The sequence below is a fragment of the Nocardioides iriomotensis genome (assembly GCF_004168035.1).
Lineage (GTDB): Bacteria > Actinomycetota > Actinomycetes > Propionibacteriales > Nocardioidaceae > Nocardioides_B > Nocardioides_B iriomotensis.
The window spans coordinates 17,531-36,787 of the sequence record NZ_SDPU01000025.1 but is presented as its reverse complement, the minus strand read 5'-3'; the positions used below and the strand labels follow the sequence as shown (position 1 = coordinate 36,787).

General features: G+C 74.4%; 21 protein-coding genes. 10 read left to right on the top strand and 11 right to left on the bottom strand.

The features are described from left to right. Positions 1-125: 125 nt before the first annotated feature. Genes ETU37_RS14095 through ETU37_RS14085 form a run of 3 tightly spaced genes read right to left on the bottom strand, consistent with a single transcriptional unit; the run spans position 126 to position 3,167 of the window. Complete coding sequence (locus ETU37_RS14095; protein WP_129987984.1) at positions 126-1,022, bottom strand: aldose 1-epimerase family protein; 897 nt, start codon at positions 1,020-1,022, stop codon at positions 126-128. 10 nt (positions 1,023-1,032) lie between these two features. After that, entirely contained in the window at positions 1,033-2,523 is a 1,491-nt protein-coding gene (locus ETU37_RS14090) for a DUF6297 family protein (RefSeq protein WP_129987983.1), read from the bottom strand. Beyond that, positions 2,520-3,167 (bottom strand): ABC transporter ATP-binding protein, encoded by a 648-nt coding sequence (locus ETU37_RS14085; RefSeq protein WP_129987982.1) that lies wholly within the window; start codon positions 3,165-3,167, stop codon positions 2,520-2,522. Before ETU37_RS14085 ends, ETU37_RS14090 begins: the two co-directional genes overlap by 4 nt. A 66-nt stretch (positions 3,168-3,233) precedes the next feature. Here ETU37_RS14085 and ETU37_RS14080 point away from each other — a divergent pair, with 66 nt between their 5' ends. Together ETU37_RS14080 and ETU37_RS14075 are read left to right on the top strand one after the other, a co-directional pair. Further along, complete coding sequence (locus ETU37_RS14080; protein WP_129987981.1) at positions 3,234-4,223, top strand: GNAT family N-acetyltransferase; 990 nt, start codon at positions 3,234-3,236, stop codon at positions 4,221-4,223. 4 nt (positions 4,224-4,227) lie between these two features. Then, on the top strand, positions 4,228-5,331 hold the full coding sequence (locus tag ETU37_RS14075; RefSeq protein ID WP_129987980.1) for a hypothetical protein: 1,104 nt from the start codon (positions 4,228-4,230) through the stop codon (positions 5,329-5,331). Positions 5,332-5,336: 5 nt separating this feature from the next. Here the strand turns inward: ETU37_RS14075 and ETU37_RS14070 are convergent, their stop codons facing one another. The 7 genes from ETU37_RS14070 to ETU37_RS14040 are packed head-to-tail and all read right to left on the bottom strand — an operon-like array spanning position 5,337 to position 10,864. Then, a complete protein-coding gene (locus ETU37_RS14070) occupies positions 5,337-6,131 on the bottom strand; it encodes an alpha/beta fold hydrolase (RefSeq protein ID WP_165372528.1) in 795 nt (264 codons plus the stop codon). 24 nt (positions 6,132-6,155) lie between these two features. Further along, on the bottom strand, positions 6,156-6,713 hold the full coding sequence (locus tag ETU37_RS14065) for a uridine kinase family protein (protein WP_240755740.1): 558 nt from the start codon (positions 6,711-6,713) through the stop codon (positions 6,156-6,158). Next, the gene (locus tag ETU37_RS14060; protein WP_129987978.1) at positions 6,710-7,933 is read right to left on the bottom strand and encodes an amino acid deaminase/aldolase; all 1,224 of its coding nucleotides are present in this window, start codon (positions 7,931-7,933) and stop codon (positions 6,710-6,712) included. The genes ETU37_RS14065 and ETU37_RS14060 overlap by 4 nt, the downstream gene beginning before the upstream one ends. Then, entirely contained in the window at positions 7,930-8,412 is a 483-nt protein-coding gene (locus ETU37_RS14055) for a hypothetical protein (RefSeq protein WP_206053942.1), read from the bottom strand. The genes ETU37_RS14060 and ETU37_RS14055 overlap by 4 nt, the downstream gene beginning before the upstream one ends. A gap of 42 nt (positions 8,413-8,454) precedes the next feature. Continuing rightward, a complete protein-coding gene (locus tag ETU37_RS14050) occupies positions 8,455-9,615 on the bottom strand; it encodes an LLM class flavin-dependent oxidoreductase (protein WP_129987977.1) in 1,161 nt (386 codons plus the stop codon). Further along, positions 9,606-10,352, bottom strand: coding sequence for an ATP-binding cassette domain-containing protein (locus ETU37_RS14045; RefSeq protein WP_165372527.1), 747 nt, complete (start codon positions 10,350-10,352; stop codon positions 9,606-9,608). The genes ETU37_RS14050 and ETU37_RS14045 overlap by 10 nt, the downstream gene beginning before the upstream one ends. A gap of 2 nt (positions 10,353-10,354) precedes the next feature. Beyond that, the gene (locus ETU37_RS14040; RefSeq protein ID WP_165372526.1) at positions 10,355-10,864 is read right to left on the bottom strand and encodes an ABC transporter permease subunit; all 510 of its coding nucleotides are present in this window, start codon (positions 10,862-10,864) and stop codon (positions 10,355-10,357) included. A 73-nt stretch (positions 10,865-10,937) separates the two neighbouring features. Between ETU37_RS14040 and ETU37_RS14035 the strand changes: the two genes are divergently transcribed. Further along, the gene (locus tag ETU37_RS14035) at positions 10,938-11,438 is read left to right on the top strand and encodes an SseB family protein (protein ID WP_129987974.1); all 501 of its coding nucleotides are present in this window, start codon (positions 10,938-10,940) and stop codon (positions 11,436-11,438) included. Here ETU37_RS14035 and ETU37_RS14030 read toward each other — a convergent pair. Further along, positions 11,398-11,790: a DUF1844 domain-containing protein gene (locus ETU37_RS14030; protein ID WP_129987973.1), complete on the bottom strand. Its 393-nt coding sequence runs from the start codon at positions 11,788-11,790 to the stop codon at positions 11,398-11,400. The genes ETU37_RS14035 and ETU37_RS14030 overlap by 41 nt on opposite strands. A 277-nt stretch (positions 11,791-12,067) precedes the next feature. Between ETU37_RS14030 and infC the strand changes: the two genes are divergently transcribed. From infC to pheT, 7 genes are all read left to right on the top strand, one after another. Further along, positions 12,068-12,883, top strand: coding sequence for a translation initiation factor IF-3 (gene infC / locus ETU37_RS14025; protein ID WP_129987972.1), 816 nt, complete (start codon positions 12,068-12,070; stop codon positions 12,881-12,883). A 64-nt stretch (positions 12,884-12,947) separates the two neighbouring features. Continuing rightward, entirely contained in the window at positions 12,948-13,160 is a 213-nt protein-coding gene (locus tag ETU37_RS14020; RefSeq protein ID WP_129987971.1) for a large ribosomal subunit protein bL35, read from the top strand. Between the two features lie 55 nt (positions 13,161-13,215). Continuing rightward, positions 13,216-13,614 (top strand): 50S ribosomal protein L20, encoded by a 399-nt coding sequence (gene rplT / locus ETU37_RS14015; protein WP_129987970.1) that lies wholly within the window; start codon positions 13,216-13,218, stop codon positions 13,612-13,614. 41 nt (positions 13,615-13,655) lie between these two features. Beyond that, entirely contained in the window at positions 13,656-14,495 is an 840-nt protein-coding gene (locus ETU37_RS14010; protein WP_206053941.1) for a TrmH family RNA methyltransferase, read from the top strand. A gap of 9 nt (positions 14,496-14,504) precedes the next feature. Beyond that, entirely contained in the window at positions 14,505-15,548 is a 1,044-nt protein-coding gene (locus ETU37_RS14005) for a sensor histidine kinase (RefSeq protein ID WP_129987969.1), read from the top strand. 114 nt (positions 15,549-15,662) lie between these two features. Further along, positions 15,663-16,766 carry a phenylalanine--tRNA ligase subunit alpha gene (pheS, locus tag ETU37_RS14000; RefSeq protein WP_129987968.1) on the top strand — a complete coding sequence of 368 codons (1,104 nt, stop codon included), beginning with the start codon at positions 15,663-15,665 and terminating at the stop codon, positions 16,764-16,766. A gap of 4 nt (positions 16,767-16,770) precedes the next feature. Beyond that, positions 16,771-19,254, top strand: a complete 2,484-nt coding sequence (pheT, locus tag ETU37_RS13995) for a phenylalanine--tRNA ligase subunit beta (protein ID WP_129987967.1) — start codon at positions 16,771-16,773, stop codon at positions 19,252-19,254. The last annotated feature ends 3 nt before the right edge of the window (positions 19,255-19,257 follow it).

The window sequence follows — 19,257 nt, the reverse complement described above, 5'->3', positions numbered from 1 at the left end:
CCGCGACTTCCCTAGGCAGGTGGACGGTTCCCTAGGCGCATTCCCCGTGTTGAGCGTCCATAACCCCGCGTTACAGCAACCGAGTCCGTTGCCCTCGATCGGTCGGGCGGCGGGATCGCCTGACGTCAGCCGATGCCGACGGTCCAGCGCACGGTCAGCGGCACGCCGGGCTGCAGCACCAGCAGGTCGTCGCCGCTCGCGAAGGCGTTGGGCGGCGAGGTCATCGGCTCCAGCGCGAGACCGTCGCGCCGCCCGGGCGGGCCGGTGAAGGCCTGCACCCACTTGTGGTGGCCGTCCATCCGCAGCACGACCTCGCGGTCGCCGCGCAACCGCACCTCGGCCCAGCCATCGTCGTCGCGGGTCAGCCCGCCGAACGCCGTGTCGAGCGCCTGCTCGCCGATCACCCGCCCGGTCCCGAAGTCCAGGTCCGTCCCGGCGACCTCGACCTCGCCGGTCGGGATCAGCCGCTCGTCGGTGACCAGCGCCGTCGCGCCGGGCAGCCACAGCTCCCACGTGTCGAGGTCGCCGGGGCCGGCGGTGAAGTACGGGTGCGCGCCGGCGGCGTACGGCGCCGGGGTGGTGCCGTGGTTCACGGCGGTGACCGCGACCGCCAGGCCCGCCTCCGAGAGGGAGTACGCCGCCATGAGGTCGAGCGTCCACGGGTAGCCGCCCCGGCTCATCAGCCGGTAGCCGAGCGTGACCGACCCGGCCGCGCGCTCGCGCAGCGTCCACGACTCCCAGCGGGTCAGCCCGTGGCTCGCGTGCCCGCGCGCCACCTCGGTCAGCGGCAGCTGGTGCTCGGCGCCGTCGAACGCGTAGCGCCCGTCGCGGATCCGGTTCGGCCACGGCAGCAGGAGCTGGCCGCGCCCCCACGAGCACTGCTCGTCCTCGGCGAAGCCGACCAGGAGCGGATGACCGTCGTGCGACAGCTCACGCAGCCCGGCACCGCACTCGGTGACGACGGCCCGGTAGCCGGCCGCGCTGATCTCGTGCTGGTCGCCACTCGGGAACACGTCCGCCATGCTCGTCAGCCTAAGGCCGCCGCGACAGCAGCACCGACAACGTGAGCCCGCCGACGAGGAGCGACACCAGCGCACCGTTCTCCGTCGGCACCAGCAGCAGCGGACCGGTGGTCAGCAGGATGACGTCGAGCCCGCGGAAGAGCGCACCGATCAGCGCCGGCGGGATCGCGCCGCCCGGCGACGACACCAGCGGCATCCGGTAGTCCGGCGGCCGCGCCACCATCCACCGCACGCACGCCGTCGTCGCCGCCAGGCCCGCCACCAGTCCCGCCAACCCGGACGGGACGCCGTGCAGCGCCGGCGCGACGGCGAGGCCCCAGGCCAGCACGACCAGCATCGGTACGGCGATCGCGGCCAGCCCCGCCTCCGCGGGCTGGAGCGGCAGGCACCGCTCCAGGATGGAGGTACGGCGGAGCACCCGGATGCCCGAGAACAGCCCGAGGCAGGCGACGAAGCCCGTCATGGCGGCCAGGAACACCACGACGCGCTGGCCGCCGAGCGTCGCGCCGACGTACGGGACCACCAGCGCGGCGGCCGGCGTGACGAGCAGGGAGGGCTTGCGGCGCAGCCGGGCGAGGTCGCGCTCGGCGAGGGCGAGCGGGCCGCGCCACCGGCCGCGCAGCGGGCGCACCCAGCCGCGCGAGCGCCAGCGCCGGGCGTGCAGCACGTCCCAGATCAGCGCCAGGTCCATCGCCGCGAGCGCGCCGGAGAGGCTCGGCGCCAGCGCGCCGGCGGTGGCGACGCTGCGCCCGGGCACCACGGCGAGCGCCCGCCAGCCCCCGACCAGAGCCAGGATCGACGCGGCCGTGACCGCCACGAGGGCGGCGGTCCACACGCCGGTCGAGGGCGACGGCGGCGGCGGGACCCGCCCGACCGCGAGGAAGACCAGCACGAGCCAGGCGAGACCGGCCAGCGAGCCCCCCGCCGCTCGGGAGACGCCTTCATGCCGCGCCTGCGCCCACGCGCAGAACCCGACCGCGCCGCCCGCGAGCGCGGCCGTCCCCACGGCGAGGGAGGCGGTCACCGCCACAGGCACCCCCGCGACGGCCGCGGCCAGCCCGGAGACGAGCGCGGCGGAGACCGTCGCGGCGGCGACCGCCGTGACGAGTCGCGGGCGAAGCACGGCCGCCCGGTCGGTGGGTGCCGGGAGCACCCAGGACGCGACGGCCGGCGTCACCGACACCGGGCCGACGAGCCGCGCCGCCGCCACGACGAGCGCCAGCACGACCGGGACCGCCAGCCACGGCGCCGTCGCCCGCCCCGTCCGGCAGGCGGCCGCGACGCACTCGTCCACGGCCATCCGTCGCAGGTGGAGCACGACGTTCCCGGCCATCGCGCCGATCATCAGGGTCGCGAACACCGCGACGTACGCGTCCTGCGCCGCCTCGAGCCACGAGGTGCTCACACGCCCCCGCCGCCAGTGCCGGATGTCCGCGCGCAGCTCGCGCGCTCCGGCCGGGTCGCCCGCGACTGGTCCGACGAGGTCGGGGACGGCGGTCACGAGGCACCCAGGTCGAGCACCGTGTCGGCGACCCGCTCGACGAGGTCCGGGTCGTGGCTGGCGAACACGAGGGCCGCGCCCGCGTCCACGTCGGCGCGCAGCCGGTCGCCGAGCCAGGCGACGCCGTCGGTGTCGAGCCGCTGCTCCGGCTCGTCGAGCACCATCAGCCGGCGCGGCCGCACGAACACCGTGGCCAGGGCGAGCCGCCGCCGCTGGCCGGACGACAGCGTCCCGGGTAGCTGGCCCGCCTGCGCGGAGAGCCCGATCGCGGAGAGCACCTCGTCGACCGCGGCGTGCACGTCGTCGACACCGTGCGCCGACGCGACCAGGTCGAGGTGCTCCACGACGCTGAGGTCGGGGAAGAAGTCCAGGTCGTCGGTGACCACCGCCAGGGCGCGGCGGGTGGCGACGGCGCGCTCGTCGAGCGGCCGCCCGTCCAGCTCGACCGTGCCGGCGGCGGCCGAGTCGAGCCCGGTGAGGCAGCGCAGCAGGGTCGACTTGCCCGAGCCGTTCGGCCCGACCAGCGCCACCGCGGTGCCGGGCGGCACGTCGAGGTCGAGGCCGTCGATCACCGTGAGGTCGCCGTACCGCTGGGTCAGGCCGCGCACCCGCAGCACCGGCTCCGACACCGAAGGGGAGTCCATCCAGGCAACCTAGCCAGGCCTCGAAAGTCGGGTGCGGACCCGCGGCCCGGCTCCTAGTCTCCTGGCGTGGACCTCACCCTGCGCCCGCTGCTCACCGACGACATCCCGGCCCTCGCCCGGCACCTGGCCGCCGTGGAGGCGGTCGACGCGACCGGTGAGCACTACAACGAGGCCGACCTCGAGGAGGAGTTCGCCAACCCCGACATCGAGGTCGGCAAGGACATCGTCGGCGCGTACGACGCCGGCGACCTCGTCGGCTACTTCGCGATCTACCCCCGCTCCACCGACGACACCCACCAGAAGGTGCACGTCGAGGGCTCGGTCAACCCGGCCCGGCGCGGCGAGGGGATCGGGGACCGGCTCGTCGGGGCGATGGTCGCCCGGGCCGACGAGGTGCACCACGAGAAGCACCCCGACCTGCCCGCGAAGTACTCCCTCTCCGGCCTCACCAGCAACGAGGCCCAGGCCGCGCTGCTCGCCGCGCACGGCTTCGAGGCGGAGCGCTGGAACTTCGTGATGCGCGCCGACCTGTCCCGGCTCGACGCGGGCGCCGACCTGCCGGAGCTGCCCGCGGGTCTCCGGATGCGGACCTACACGCCGGAGCTGGACCGGGCCATGCTCGAGGCGCACAACGCGGCCTTCGTCGACCACCCCAACTTCACGCCGTGGACCGACGTGATGTGGAAGCAGTGGGTCAGCGACAGCCGCAACTTCCGCCCCGAGCTGAGCCTGCTGGTGGTCGAGGAGTCCGCGCCCGACGTGGTCGTCGCCTACATCCAGTCCAACGAGTTCGACGCCTACTTCGAGGCCACCGGCCGGAGGGAGGCGTACGTCGCGAAGGTCGGCACCCGCCGCGAGCACCGCGGTCGCGGCGTGGCCGGCACCATGCTCCGGCACGCGCTGGTCCGCTACCGCGAGGCCGGCTTCGACGAGTCCTCGCTCGACGTGGACTCCGAGAACCCGACCGGCGCGCTGGGCATCTACGAGCGCTCCGGGTTCGAGGTCGAGAGCCGCTGGACCAACTACGCGCTGCACCGGGACCCCGTGCTTGGATGACCGGGTGCCCGAGCACCCCTTGCCCCGCACGTACGTCCACATCGGCCTGCAGAAGACGGGCACGTCCTACCTCCAGTCGGTCTTCTGGAAGTCCCGCGACGCGCTCGCCTCGCAGGGCCTGGCGATGCTCCCCGGCAGCAAACGAGCGACCTTCCGGGTGATGCTTGACGTGCGCGAGCGGGAGGCCGGGGGCCTGGCCGCCCTGGACACCCGCCTCGCGAGCCTGCTCGCCGCCGCGGGTCAACCGGGCGCGCCGACCCGCTACCTGCTCACCGAGGAGTCGCTGGCGCCGGCGACCGGGGAGCAGGTACGGCGGCTGGTCGAGCACCTCGCCGGCACCGAGGTGCACGTGGTGCTCACGGTTCGCGACCTCGCCCGCCAGGTGCCGTCGGTGTGGCAGCAGAAGGTGACCGCGCGACGCCGCTACACCTACGAGCAGTACCTCGACGTCGTCGTCGGGCGGCGCCGCCGCTCGCGCGACTTCTGGGCGTCCCAGGACGTCCCCGCCGTGCTCGAGCGCTGGACGGCCGCCGTACCCCCGGAGCGGGTGCACGTGGTCACCGTCCCGCCGTCCGGCACCGACCCGGCGGTGCTGCTGTCGCGGTTCTGCCAGGTGCTGGAGGTCGACCCGGCCGCGCTCGACACCCGCGTGCCGCGGCGGAACGTCTCGCTCGGGCTGGTGCAGACCGAGCTGCTGCGCCGGGTGAACGTCGAGCTCGGCGGCCGGCTGCGCAAGCGGCAGGCCTACCGCGCCGCCGGGAAGATGTACCTCGGAAAGCGGATCCTCTCCGCGCAGGGCGGCACTCCGGCACTGATGCCGCGCCGGCTCGACGGCTGGGCCCGCGGCGTTACCGACGAGCACCTCGCCGCGCTCCGCTCGGGCGGGTACGACGTGGTCGGCACGCTCGACGACCTCGTGCCGGTGCCGGCGTCGTACACCGACGACGCGCAGACGGTCACCGACGCCGACGTCGCGGCGGCCGCCGCGAAGGCGATGGCGACGATGCTCGTGCAGCCGCGCCGGGAGCGCCGTCGCCGCAAGAGGCGGCCGCGCCGGCCGGCCCCGCCGCCCAGCCTGTGGCGCCGGGCGCTGCGCCGGCTGCGGTAGACCGGCTACACCGTCAGCCGGTCCACGAAAGCCAGGATCTCGGGGTGCGCCGGGTCGATCAGGTGCCCGCCCGGGACGACGAAGGACATCGCGTCGGGCATCGCCGTCGCCAGTCGGGCCACGACCGCCCGCAGCGGGGTGGGGGAGTCCTCACCGGACACCAGGAGCACCGGCATCGGGAGCGCGGCGAGGGCGTCAGGGTCGACGACCAGCGGCTTCGGGCTCAGGTCCAGCCCCTCACCACGGGCCTCGGCGAGCACCGCCGCCGAGCTTCGCGTCAGCACGTCGCGCACCTGCGACGGCCAGGCCTCCCACACCCCCTCACCCAGCGCGTCGACCACGACGGCCCGAGCGGCCGAGCCGGGCTCGGCGGCCTCGGCGGCGAAGACGCGCTCGCGCTGCCTGGTCGTCCAGGCGCTCGCGACCCGGTCGAGCGTGACGACCGTGGGCTCCAGCAGCGCCAGGCCCAGCACCGCCTCCGGTTCACGCAGGGCGAGCGCGAGGGCGACGAGCCCGCCGGTGCTCCGGCCGACGACCACAGCGGGCCGCGCGGCCAGCGCGTCCAGCAGGGCCAGGGCGTCGTCGACGTGGTCGTCGAGGTCGAGCGCCGAGGTGCCGTCGGGCAGCGGGCTGCGGCCGAACCCGCGCCGGTCGTACGTGATGCAGCGCCCGTGCCGGCCCAGGTCGCGGGCGGCGTCCTGCCACAGGGCAGCCGAGCCCGGGCTGCCGTGGACGCCGAGGACCGGCGTCCCGGCGCCCCGCTCCTCGTAGTGGAGCCGCACCCGCCCCAGGGCGACCATGGGCACCATCCCAGGGTAGGTCGGTCAGGTGCGCACGACGAGGTCCGCGCGGGCGCGGGTGCGCTGCTCGTCGAGGTACGGCGCCTCGCTCGCCATCCACGCCACGAAGTCGTCGCGCGAGGCGACCCCCTCGCGCTGCACGCCGCGGGCCAGCCGGACGTCGTGGTCCGCCTCGACCCACACCAGCGTCGTGACCAGGTCGTCAACGAGCAGCGAGCCGGCGCCGACGCCCTCCAGCACGAGCAGGTCGACGAGCGGCACGTCCACCCAGGGGCCCGGCGCCGAGGCGTGCCAGTCCCAGCGCCGGTAGCGGCCGGGCCGTCCCTCGGCGAACGGCCGCACGACGGTCTCCACGACGTGCTCGACCCCGGCGCGCAGGCCGTCCCAGCCCGGGTACAGGTCGTCGAGGTGCACGACGCGGCACGGGACCTCGGCCGGCACCGCCCGGCGGACCCGGGCCGCGAGCGTGGTCTTGCCCGAGCCGGCGGGGCCGTCCAGGCACACCAGCCGACGCGTTCCCAGCGAGGGTGGCGCGGCCAGCGTGCGCCGGACGACCTCGGCCGCCGGGTCGTCGTCGTTCACCAGGCGTGGCCGGTGCCGCGGTAGGTCGGCACCACGTCGACGACCTCGTCCCCGCGCACCAGGTGGGCGTGCCGGACGTGCTCCGCGACCTCGCCGGACTTCGCGTGCCGGAACCACACCAGGTCGCCGATGCGCAGCGTCCCCGCGCCCGGGCCGACGAGCGGGGTCTGCACCTCGCCGGCGCCCTCGAGGCCGGTCAGGTGCAGCCCGGGCGGCGCCCAGGGCAGCGGCGACCGGTCCCTGCCGCTCGGGCCCGAGGCGACCAGCCCGCCGCCGGCTACCGTCACGCAGTCCTCCGCGGGACGCCGTACGACGGGGACGGCGAAGTACGCCGCGGGACGCGGGGTGAAGCTGCGGTAGTGGTCGAACAAGGCCGGCACGAGCAGGCCCGACCCGGCGGTCACCTCGGTGACGGAGGGGTCGCCCGTCGACGTCTCGATGCTGCCGGAGCCGCCGGCGTTGAGGAACTCCAGGTCCGCGAGGTCGCGCAGGGCGGCGACCACCTCGGCGCGGCGGCGGGCGAGCTGGGAGACCGACGCGTGCTTGATCCGCCGTACGACGAGGGACCGCGCGCGCTGGTCGGGGACGTCGTCCGGGACACCGGCGACCTGCCCCTCGTAGGTCATCGCGCCGACCAGCGCGAAGCCCGGCCGCTCGACCACGGCGCGGGCGACGTCGAGCACCTGGCCCACGTCGTGCAGCGGGGACCGCTTGGGGCCGACGTGGGTCGAGCCGACGCGCAGCCCGGCGTCGACGTCCAGGGCGACCCGCACCGGGACGTCGGAGGTGCGGGCGGCGTCGACGGCATCGAGCTGCGCCACGTCGTCGACCATCAGCGTGACCGCGGCGGCCGCGGCCGCGTCGCCGGTCAACCGGCCCAGGGCCGCCCGGTCGACGGTCGGGTAGCCCAGCACGATGTCGTCGCCGAGCCCCTGCTCGTGCAGCCACAGCGCCTCGCGCAACGCGTAGGCGAGGACGCCGTGGAAGCCGGGCTGCTCCAGAGCCCGGCTCACCAGTGCGGGGACGCGCAGCGACTTGGTGGCGACCCGGACCGGCGTGCCGGCGGCCCGGCGGGCGAGGTCCGCGGCGTTGGCGTCGAACGCGTCGAGGTCCACGACGTACGTCGGGGTCGACGGAGCCGGGTCGAGCGCGGCCACCGCCGCAGTGAGGCGGGTCGCGAGCCGGTGCCGGGCGACGAGCCCGTCCAGCTCGGCGGTCACGAGATGCCGTGCTTCTTCAGGATCGCCTCGATGTCGGCCATGTCGTCGTCCTGCGTGGCCGGCGTGCCCTGCTGCCGGGCCGGCGTCGTCCCGGTCGACGTGACGGCGGCGGGGGAGGAGCCGGCGGCCGCGGCCTTCTGCGCCTTGCGCTCCTTGCGGGTGGGCCGCCCGCCGCCGCGGCGACGGAGCAGGCCGGACACCACGAACAACGCCACCGAGACGCCGCCGACGACGATGCCGCTCCAGACGACCGGGCTGAACACCAGCCGGACCGCCCACGACGACACCGACTCGGTGACCTCGAAGACGACGCGCAGCAGCCCGGTCATCGCCGCCGCCAGGGGGATCAGCGACCAGGCCAGGCCGCGCAGGCCGGCAGCGGCTCCGCGGGAGCGCCAGGCCAGGAAGCTCAGCACCACCCCGACCACGGTCAGCGTGATGCCGATTGCCTGCCAGGTCGTCGCGTCGTACTCGCCCACGCGCCCAGCCTACGGGCCCCGCGGAGCCGACCCAGGTGTCACTTATGCGACGACACGCCGCCGAGGAGCCTGAAGAAGCGACTCCTCGCCGAGAAGTCCGCGGGAGCGGAGGACGGGCATGACGCCCTCGGCGAACCAGTACGCCTCCTCCACGTGCGGGTAGCCGGACAGCACGAGCTCGTCGACGCCGGCGGCGACGTACTCCTCGATCAGGTCGGCCACCTCCTCGTGCGACCCGACGAGCGAGGTGCCGGCCCCGCCGCGCACCAGCCCGACGCCGGCCCAGAGCCCGGGGTGGATCTCCAGCTCGTGGGCCGAGGCGAACGTCGTCCGGCCGCCGTGCAGCGTGCGCATCCGGGACTGCCCGACCGAGTCCATCCGGGCCAGCACGGCCTGGGCGTTCTCGATGTCCGAGGCGGACAGCCCGTCGAGCATCCACTGGGCGTGCTCCCACGCCGCCGCACTGGTGTCGCGGCTGAGCGTGTGCACCCGCAGCCCGAAGCGGAGGTCGCGGCCCTGGTCCTCGGCGAGCGCGCGGACCCGGGCGATCTTCTCCGCGACCTGGGCGGGCGGCTCGCCCCAGGTGAGGTAGACGTCGGCGTGCCGGGCGGCGACGGGCAGCGCGGCGTCGGACGAGCCGCCGAAGTAGATCGGCGGGACCGGGTCGAGCGGCCGGCGCACCTCGGCGTTCTCGACCTGGTAGTGCTCGCCGGTGAAGTCGTACGGCGCCCGCGTCCACGCCCCGCGCACGACGTCGAGGAACTCGTCGGTGCGCGCGTAGCGCTGGTCGTGCGAGAGGTGGTCGCCGAACCGCCGCTGCTCGACGGGGTCGCCGCCGGTGACGACGTTGAGCATCAGTCGGCCGCCGGAGATGCGCTGGAAGGTCGCCGCCATCTGCGCGGCCAGCGTCGGGCTGGTGAGCCCGGGCCGGAACGCGACCAGGAACTTCAGCCGCCGCGTCTCGCGGATCAGCGCCGACGTGACCAGCCAGGCGTCCTCGCACCAGGTGCCGGTCGGCGTCAGCGCGCCCTCGAAGCCGAGCTGGTCGGCCGCCCGCGCGACGGCGGCGAGGTTGTCGATGGAGGGCTCACGCAGGCCGGGCCGGCCGTCGCTGCCGAGGCCCTTGCTGACGCCGTGACCGCCGGCGCCCAGGCCGCGGGAGTCGCCGGTGGTGGGCAGGAACCAGTGCAGCTTCAGGGACATGCAGGGTGCTCCTTCTCGGGTGCGTCGGGTGCGGGTGCTTCGGGCGCTTCGGGTGTGGGGGCGAGCGTGGGGTCCAGCGGGACGACCCGGCCTCCGAGGGCCCGGGCCACGGCGGGGTCGTCGGTGGTGACGAGGACGGCCGGCCGCTCGCGCTCCCAGAGCCGGCGGACGGTGCGAGCGAGGCGGCGACGGTCCCCGGCGGCGAGCGGGGCGAACGGGTCGTCGACCAACAGCAGGTCGGGCCGGGACACGAGGCCGCGGGCGAGCGCGGCGCGGGCGGCCTCGTCCGGGGTGAGCCCGGCCGGCCACGCGGCGCGGCGGTCGCCGAGGCCGACGTCCTCGAGGACGCGGCGCGCCTTCTCCCGCCGGACGGCCTGCAGGCGGGTGCCCAGCAGGGCCAGGGCGACGTTGTCCTGCACGCTGCGCCAGGGGAGCAGGCGGGGCTCGCGGAAGACCGTGGCCACGCTGCCCGTGACCTGCACCGTGCCGGGGACCGGACGGTCGAGGCCGCCGAGGCAGCGGAGCAGGTCCGTGCCGGCGGTGCCGGACCGTCCGAGCAGCACGACGAGCTCGCCGTGGCCCACCGTCAGGTCGGTGCCGAACCGGCGGGTGACGTCGGTGACGACCGCGACCGACCCCTCGGGGATCTCCGGGTGCCAGACCGGACGCCGGCGCAGCCGCCGCTTGCCGCGCCGCCGCCCGCGGTGGGCCCGGCGTGGCTCGAGGGTCGTCGGCACGCTCATCGCCACGCCAGCACCCGCTTCTCCAGGCCGCGCACGAGGACCAGGGTCAGCGCGCCGAGCAGCGCCACGGTCGCGAGGACGAGCGCGTCTGCGGCACCGAACGTCTCGACGGCCAGCAGACCGAGCACGGCGGCGGCCGCCCCGATCCGCACACCGAGGAAGAGCCGGGGCAGGGCGGCCGGCAGCACGACGTGCCGCAGCACCTGCCGCCGGGAGAGGGGCAGCGTGCCCATCGCCTCGGCCAGCGCCACGTCCGGGTGCCGGAGTGCGGTGGAGGTCAGCACGAGCACCGGCACGCCGGCGCAGACGGCGGCCAGCGCCACGCCGGGCGCGAACCAGGCGGTCACCAGCACGATCTCGGGCACGACCGCGAGCCAGGTCAGCCCCGGCCGGGTCCGGGCGGCGAGCACGGCGAGCGCCGCGCCGACCGCGACGCCCAGGGCCAGGCCGGGCAGCAGCCGGCCGGAGACGTGGGCCGCGGCCGCCAGGAGGGTGTCGAGGAGCATCCGCCCATGATGCCACGATGCTGCTGTTAGTCGATCATGACACTCGACTATTGGGATTTGCGAGGATCGAGGCATGCGCTCGCTGCCCGACCCCGGCTTCGCCGGCGACGACGGTGCGGTCTCGCCCGACGTCGCGTCCGCCCTGGCGTCGTACGACGCAGATCCCGACGCCCGGCACTCGGCCACGCTCGCCGTGCTGCAGGGGGCCCGCCTGCTGGTGCCGGTCGTCGCGGTGCTGGGGGAGGTCGAGGTGGACGAGCAGGGACTGGCCCACGACAAGACCTCCGACATGGCCGCGGTGCTGATGCGGGGTCGCGACGGCCGGAACGCCCTGCTGGCGTTCACCGGCTCGCAGGCGATGGCGCGCTGGGACCCGCAGGCCCGTCCGGTCCCGGTGAGCGCGCGTGACGCGGCCCGGGCGGCACGTCAGGACGGCGCCGAGGCGCTGCTGGTCGACGTCGCGGGGCCCGTGATGTTCGTCGTCGAGGGCGAGGACCTCGAGGCGCTGGCGGAGGGCTGGACCCTCGCGGAGGTCAGGACCGGCGCGTGGGGGTGGGTGAGACCGGACCAGTGAGCTTCTCGCCCGGGCCGTCGCCCGGTGCGTCCGGGATCTCCGAGGCCTCGCGGAACGCCAGCTGGAGGCTGCGCAGCCCGTCGCGCAGCGGCGCGGCGTGGTGGTGACCGAGGCGCGGGGCGCCGGCGGTGACCAGGCCGGCCAGCGCCTCGATCAGCGTGCGGGCCTCGTCGAGATCCTTGTGCTCGGGCAGGTCCTCGGCGAGGCCGAGGTTCACCGCCGCGGCGCTCATCAGGTGCAAGGCGGCGGTCGAGACGATCTCGAGGGCCGGCACGTCGGCGATGTCGCGCGCGGACGCGGTCCCCAGGTCGGGCAGGTCGGCGACCTGGTTCTCGGTGGGCTGGTCGGGCATGGCGCCAGCGTGTCACGGCGCCGCCGATGTGCATCCGGAGGGTCCGTCGGGCTATCCTGTGCGGGACCGATCTGATGGGTCGGCCGTCAGTGCGCCCGGGGTGGAATATCCCGAGCGTGCCGCCGGTTGAGTCCAGCAGATCCGACAAGCGGGATCTGGCGCCACGGCACACGTCCCCACCCGCACGACCGCACCAGGTCGTCGGGTCCGGTCACGAGGCGCGAGCCGACGCACCACCGCAGTCACAAGGTGGGGGTGCAGCAGCCCGCGTCGCGTCATGGAGCACCTGCTCCGTGGGTTTCCGGCCTCCGCTTGTCAGTCAGCGGAGGCCTTCGTCGTTCCCGAGGGGGTTCGACCGGGTCGCCGCCGACGGGTCACCACCACAGCACTCGACCCAGGAGGACCCATCAGCACTGAGCTGCGAATCAACGACCGGATCCGGGTACCCGAGGTCCGTCTCGTTGGCCCCAACGGCGAGACCGTCGGCATCGTCCGCATCGACGACGCCCTGCGGCTCGCGCAGGAAGCCGACCTCGACCTCGTCGAGGTGGCTCCGACCGCACGCCCGCCGGTCTGCAAGCTCATGGACTACGGCAAGTTCAAGTACGAAGCCGCCCAGAAGGCGCGCGAGGCTCGCCGTAACCAGACCAACGTGATCATCAAGGAGATGAAGCTCCGGCCGAAGATCGACGCGCACGACTACGAGACCAAGAAGGGTCACGTCGTGCGGTTCCTGAAGCAGGGCGACAAGGTGAAGATCACGATCATGTTCCGTGGTCGTGAGCAGCACCGCCCGGAGCTGGGCTTCCGTCTCCTGCAGCGGCTGGCCGAGGACGTCGACGAGCTGGGCTTCGTCGAGTCGGCCCCCAAGCAGGACGGCCGCAACATGATCATGGTTCTCGGCCCGCACAAGAAGAAGGCCGAGGCCAAGGCGGAGGTGCAGGCTGCCAAGGCCGAGCGCGCCGCCGAGCGGCAGGCCGAGCAGGACGCCGAGCACGCGGAGCGGGTGGCGCAGCGCGCCGCCGCGACGCCCGCCGAGGACAAGAAGCCCCGACGCCGGTCGGAGAGCCTCGACCCGGACATGGACGCCTGAGACCAGGACAGACACGACGGCCCGCGACAGCAGGCCGCCCGCACAGAACGACGAAGGAACGACGATGCCGAAGAACAAGACCCACTCGGGCACGAGCAAGCGCTTCAAGCTGACCGGATCCGGCAAGGTTCGCCGGATGCAGGCCGGCCGCAAGTCCGGCGCTGCGTTCGCGTCCGCCCCCACCACCGGGAGCCGCAAGAAGCACCGCCGCAACGCCGGCATGGTCGATGTCGACGCTGCCGACGTGAAGCGCGTCAAGAAGCTCCTCGGTCGCTGAGCGCCGAACCCCTGACAACGATCCACCAGCAGCACCAAGCACTTAGGAGTAACACGTGGCACGCGTGAAGCGGGCGGTCAACGCCGCCAAGAAGCGTCGGGTGACCCTCGAGCGGGCGTCCGGCTACCGGGGTCAGCGTTCGCGGCTCTACCGCAAGGCCAAGGAGCAGGTCACCCACTCGCTGGTCTACAGCTACCGGGACCGCAAGGCGAAGAAGGGCGACTTCCGCAAGCTCTGGATCCAGCGGATCAACGCCGCGGCCCGCGCCGAGGGGATGACCTACAACCGGTTCATCCAGGGCCTCAAGGCCGCCGGTGTCGAGGTCGACCGCAAGATCCTGGCCGACCTGGCCGTCAACGACGCCGCGACGTTCGCGTCGCTCGTCGCGACCGCCAAGGCCGCCCTGCCCGAGGACGTCAACGCGCCTCGCGAGCAGGCCGAGGCGACCGCCTGACCGGCGACTCGCCCTCGAAGAACCGAAGCACCACCACGCACGTGGCGGGTCTCCCGGCGGACGCGCCGCTGCTCGGCAAGAGCAGTGGCCGCGTGAAAGCCGCCCGGAGGCTCGCCCGTCGTGCGTCCCGGGCCGAGCTCGGCCTGTTCCTGGCCGAGGGACCCCAGGCGGTCCGCGAGGCCCTCACCGTCCCCGGCTGCGTCCGCGAGGTGTTCGCCGTGGCCGGTGCCGCCGACGAGCACCCCGACATCCGGGCCGCGGCCGCCGACCTCCCGTGGCACCTGGTCGACGACGGCGCGCTCGCCTCGCTGGCCGAGACCGTGCACCCCCAGGGCCTCGTCGCGGTCTGCCGCTTCGTCGACCGCCCCCTCGACGAGCTGCTCTCGCCGGCCGGCACGGCCCCGAGGCTCCTGGCGGTCTGCGCCGACGTGCGCGACCCGGGCAACGCCGGCACGGTGATCCGCTGCGCCGATGCGGCCGGGGCCGACGGCGTCGTGCTCGCCGGCAGCTCGGTCGACCCCTACAACGGCAAGACCGTCCGCGCGACCGTCGGCTCGCTGTTCCACCTGCCGCTCGCCCTCGGGGGCGACCCGCGGGACGCCGTACGACGCCTGAAGGAGGCCGGGCTCACCGTCCTGGCCGCCGACGGCGTGGGGGAGACCGACCTCGACGCGGCCGAGGAGCGGGGCCTGCTCCAGCGCCCGACGGCGTGGCTGTTCGGCAACGAGGCGTGGGGCCTGCCCGACGACCTGGCGGCACTTGCGGACCACAGGGTCTCGATCCCCATCCACGGTCGCGCGGAGAGCCTCAACCTGGCGACGGCCGCCGCGGTCTGTCTCTACTCGTCCGCGAGGGTCCACCGGCGCGCCGATAGGGGATAGGTTGCTGCCATGTCGACCGCCGGGGACGCCGACCAGATGCTGCTGGACGCGCTGCCCGACGGTGTGGTGATCGCCGACGGGTCCGGCACCGTCACGGTGATGAACGCCGCCGCCGCGGACCTGCTCGGCAGGTCCGACGGAATCGGCAAGCACCTCGCCGACGTGGTCGCGCTGCAGGACCAGGACGGCAACGACTGGTTCGCCAACGCCGCGCCGTACGACGGCCTGAACACCCGCACCAGCCTCTCCGAGCAGGCCTGGTTCCTCTCCGACGGCACCGAGCTGCTCGTCACCGTCCGGATCATCCGGCCGTCGGCCAGCGAGGCGGTGCGACAGGTGGCGCTGTCGCTGCGTTCGGCGAAGGCCCGCGCCCGGCTCGACCGCGAACGCTCCGACCTGGTCGCCACCGTCGCCCACGAGCTCCGCTCGCCGCTCACCGGCGTCAAGGGCTTCGTCGCCACGCTGCTGTCCAAGTGGGACAAGCTCAACGACGCGCAGAAGCAGATGATGCTCGAGACGGTGAACGTCGACGCCGACCGGCTCACCCGGCTCATCGCCGAGCTGCTCGACGTCGCCCGGATCGACACCGGCCGGCTGTCGCTGTACCCGCGCCCGATGGACTTCCAGACCGGCATCGAGCGGGTGCTCGAGTCCGTCCGGGCCGGCACCGGGCGGGAGATCAGCCTGGACGTCGACGGCGAGCTGCCGCAGGTGCAGGCCGACCCCGACAAGCTCGCCCAGGTCGTGCACAACCTCGTCGACAACGCCATCCGCCACGGCGACGGCAAGGTCGCGCTCACGATGGCGCCGGTCGAGGAGCCGTTCTCCGGCGTCGTGCTGCACGTGGACGACGAGGGCGGCGGGATCAGCCCCGACATCCGCAGCCGGGTGTTCACGAAGTTCTGGAAGCACGGCACCCGCGGCGGCTCCGGCCTGGGCATGTACATCATCCACGGCCTCGTCCGCGCCCACGGCGGCACGGTGGAGATCGACGACGCCCCCAGCGGCGGCGCCCGCATCACGATCCTCTGGCCCGCCGCCAACCACGTGTGAAGGGCGTGAGGAGTCAGTTCTTCGGCCTCGTAGGTGGCCTGTCGCGGCACGACCGACGCCTCGGCGGTGAAACCCGGTCGAGGACCCAGCGCCGCGGTTCCTAGACTTCACCCCATGTCCGGCCCCAACTCCGACTACGACCCCGTCGAGGTGACCCCGCTCAAGGCGGAGGAGGTCGACGCCATGCGCGAGGCCGCCCTCGCGGCGATCGCCACGGCTCCCGACCTCGACGCGCTCAAGCACGCGCGCACCGAGCACGCCGGGGACCGGTCCCCGCTCGCCCTGGCCAACCGCGAGATCGGGGCGCTGCCACCGCAGGCGCGCAAGGAGGCCGGCATGCGGATCGGCCAGGCCCGCAGCGCGGTCAACCAGGCGCTGGCGGCCCGGCAGGAGGTGCTCGAGGCCGAGCACGAGGAGCGGATGCTCGTCGAGGAGACCGTCGACGTCACGCTGCCGTGGGACCGCACCCCGGTCGGCGCCCGGCACCCGCTCACGACGCTGTCCGAGCGGATCGGCGACGTGTTCGTCGGGATGGGCTGGGAGGTCGCCGAGGGCCCGGTCGTCGAGGCCGAGTGGCTGAACTTCGACGCGCTCAACCTGGGCCCGGACCACCCGGCGCGCACCATGCAGGACACGTTCTGGATGGAACCGGCCGACAACGCGATCGTGCTGCGCACCCACACCTCGCCCGTCCAGGCGCGCACCATGCTCACCCGCGAGCCCCCGATCTACGTGGTCTGCCCGGGCCGGGTCTTCCGCACCGACGAGTTCGACGCCACGCACAGCCCGGTCTTCCACCAGGTGGAGGGGCTGGTCATCGACGAGGGCATCACGATGGCCCACCTCAAGGGCACCCTCGACCACTTCGCCGCGTCGATGTTCGGCGACGGGATCACCACCCGGTTCCGCCCGTCGTACTTCCCGTTCACCGAGCCGAGCGCCGAGGTCGACCTGCGCTGCTTCGTGTGCCGGGGGCAGGAGCCCGCCGTGCAGTCCTGCCGGACCTGCCGCGGCGAGGGCTGGATCGAGTGGGGCGGCTGCGGCGTGGTGAACCCGCGCGTGCTGGTCGCGTGCGGCGTGGACCCCGACCGCTACACCGGCTTCGCGTTCGGCATGGGCATCGACCGCACGCTCATGTTCCGCCACGGCGCCGAGGACATGCGCGACATGTTCGAGGGCGACGTCCGCTTCACCACCGCATTCGGATCGGAGATCTGACCAGATGAAGGCCCCCGTCTCCTGGATCCGGGAGTACGTCGACCTGCCCGAGGACCTCACGACCGAGGAGATCGCGGCGCGGCTCACCGCGCTCGGCCTGAAGCTCGAGGCGCTGGACAAGCCCGGCCACGACGTCACCGGCCCGTTGGTCGTCGGCCGCGTGCTCACGGTCGAGCCGGAGCCGCAGAAGAACGGCAAGACGATCAACTGGTGCACCGTCGACGTCGGCGGCGCCAACGGCAGCGGCGACCCCCAGGGCATAGTCTGCGGCGCGCACAACTTCCGGCCCGGCGACCTCGTCGTGGTCGTGCTGCCCGGCGGCGTGCTGCCGGGAGGCTTCGAGATCAGCGCGCGGAAGACCTATGGCCACGTGTCCGCCGGCATGATCTGCTCCGCCAAGGAGCTCGGCCTCGGCGAGGACCACGCCGGGATCATCGTGCTGCCGCCCGACGCCGGTCAGCCGGGCGACGACGCGTTCGCCGTGCTGCCGCTGCGCGACGAGGTGATCGAGTTCGAGATCAACCCCGACCGCGCCTACGCCCTCTCCCTGCGCGGCGTCGCACGCGAGGCCGCGCTCGCCTTCGACGCGCCGTACCACGACCCGGCGCAGCGCGAGACTCCCGCGCCCGACGGCCACGGCTACCCGATCGCGATCGACGACCCGGTCGGCTGCCCGGTGTTCGTCGCCCGCGAGGTCAGCGGCTTCGACCCCACCGCGCCGACGCCGGACTGGCTGGCCCGCCGCATCCAGCTCGCCGGCATGCGTCCGATCTCGCTGGCCGTCGACGTGACCAACTACGTGATGCTCGAGCTCGGCCGGCCGATCCACGGCTACGACGCCGACAAGCTGCAGGGCACCGTCGGCGTGCGCCGCGCCCGCGCGGGGGAGCGGCTCACCACGCTCGACGGCACCGACCGCGCGCTCTCGGCCGAGGACCTCGTCGTCACCGACGACTCGGGCATCATCGGCCTCGGCGGCGTGATGGGCGGCGAGGCCACCGAGATGTCGGAGACCACCACCCGCGTGCTGATCGAGTCGGCGCACTGGGACGCCGTGTCGATGTTCCGCACCGGCAAGCGGCACAAGATCACCTCCGAGGCGGGCCGGCGCAACGAGCGCGGCGTCGACCCGACGATCTGCGAGGCCGCGGCCGACCGGGTCGCCGAGCTGCTCGTCCGGTACGGCGGGGGCACGGCGTCGCCGTCCGTCACCGTCGTCGGCACGCCGCCCGAGCCCGCCACGATCACCATTCCGGCGACCCTGCCCGCGGACATCATGGGCATGGACATCCCGGCCGACACCAGCGTCGCCCACCTGCGGGCGGTCGGCTGCGAGGTCACCGTCGACGGCGACCGCCTCACGGCGGTGGTGCCCCCGTGGCGTCCGGACCTCACCGACCCGTTCGACCTGGTCGAGGAGGTCGCCCGCGTCGTCGGCTACGAGGACATCCCGTCCGTGCTGCCCGACGCGCCGGCCGGCCGGGGGCTCAGCCCGGCCCAGTCGCTGCGCCGCCGGGTCGGCCGCACGCTCGCCGGCGCCGGCTACGTCGAGGTGGTGAACTTCCCGTTCGTCGGCGGCGCCGACCTCGATCGGCTGGGTCTCGAGGCCGACGACGAGCGCCGGCAGACGATGCGGATCGCCAACCCGATCAGCTCCGAAGAGCCGCTGATGACCACGACGCTGCTGCCGGGCCTGCTCAAGGCGCTGGCCCGCAACGCCGGCCGCGGCATCGGCGACGCCGCGCTGTTCGAGACCGCCACCGTCACGCTGCCGCGCGGCACGGTCGCCGCGCCGATCCTGCCCGTCGACCGCCGCCCCACCGAGGGGGAGTGGGACGACCTGCAGAAGGCGCTTCCCGACCAGCCGCTCCACCTCGCCCTCGGCGTCTCCGGCAACCGCGAGCCCTCCGGGTGGTGGGGCGACGGCCGCGCCGCGAGCTGGGCCGACGCCATCGAGGCCGTCCGCGTGGTCGCCACCGCCCTGGGCGTCGAACTCACCGTCCGCTCCGCGACGCGCGCCCCGTGGCACCCCGGCCGCTGCGCCGAGCTGCTCGTCGGCGACGTGTCGATCGGGTTCGCCGGCGAGCTGCACCCCCGGGTCTGCACGGCGTACGGCGTCCCGGCCCGCACGGCCGTCGCCGAGGTCGACCTCGACCAGCTGCTGCAGCGGGCGACGCTGATCGTGCCGGCGCCGCGGTTCTCGACCTACCCGGTGGCCAAGGAGGACGTCGCCCTCGTCGTCGACGCCGACCTCCCGGCCGGCGACCTGGCGGAGACCCTCCGCGAGGGCGCCGGGGTGCTGTGCGAGTCGGTCCGGCTCTTCGACGTCTACACCGGCGACCAGGTCCCCGCCGGCAAGAAGTCGCTCGCGTTCGCGCTGCGCTTCCGCGCCGCCGACCGCACGCTGACCGAGGCCGAGACCGGCGCCGCGCGCGACGCCGCGGTCAAGCTCGCCGCCGAGCGGCACGGCGCGGTCCAGCGCGCCTGACGG

Bases quoted from the DNA above. Each gene is read 5' to 3' on its own strand.
- pheT (WP_129987967.1), top strand. From the start codon at position 16,771: ATGAAGGCCCCCGTCTCCTGGATCCGGGAGTACGTCGACCTGCCCGAG.
- ETU37_RS14005 (WP_129987969.1), top strand. From the start codon at position 14,505: ATGTCGACCGCCGGGGACGCCGACCAGATGCTGCTGGACGCGCTGCCC.
- pheS (WP_129987968.1), top strand. From the start codon at position 15,663: ATGTCCGGCCCCAACTCCGACTACGACCCCGTCGAGGTGACCCCGCTC.
- infC (WP_129987972.1), top strand. From the start codon at position 12,068: ATGGAGCACCTGCTCCGTGGGTTTCCGGCCTCCGCTTGTCAGTCAGCG.
- ETU37_RS14070 (WP_165372528.1), bottom strand. From the start codon at position 6,131: ATGGTCGCCCTGGGGCGGGTGCGGCTCCACTACGAGGAGCGGGGCGCC.
- ETU37_RS14020 (WP_129987971.1), top strand. From the start codon at position 12,948: ATGCCGAAGAACAAGACCCACTCGGGCACGAGCAAGCGCTTCAAGCTG.
- ETU37_RS14050 (WP_129987977.1), bottom strand. From the start codon at position 9,615: ATGTCCCTGAAGCTGCACTGGTTCCTGCCCACCACCGGCGACTCCCGC.
- ETU37_RS14040 (WP_165372526.1), bottom strand. From the start codon at position 10,864: ATGCTCCTCGACACCCTCCTGGCGGCCGCGGCCCACGTCTCCGGCCGG.
- ETU37_RS14030 (WP_129987973.1), bottom strand. From the start codon at position 11,790: ATGCCCGACCAGCCCACCGAGAACCAGGTCGCCGACCTGCCCGACCTG.
- ETU37_RS14035 (WP_129987974.1), top strand. From the start codon at position 10,938: ATGCGCTCGCTGCCCGACCCCGGCTTCGCCGGCGACGACGGTGCGGTC.
- ETU37_RS14085 (WP_129987982.1), bottom strand. From the start codon at position 3,167: ATGGACTCCCCTTCGGTGTCGGAGCCGGTGCTGCGGGTGCGCGGCCTG.
- ETU37_RS14095 (WP_129987984.1), bottom strand. From the start codon at position 1,022: ATGGCGGACGTGTTCCCGAGTGGCGACCAGCACGAGATCAGCGCGGCC.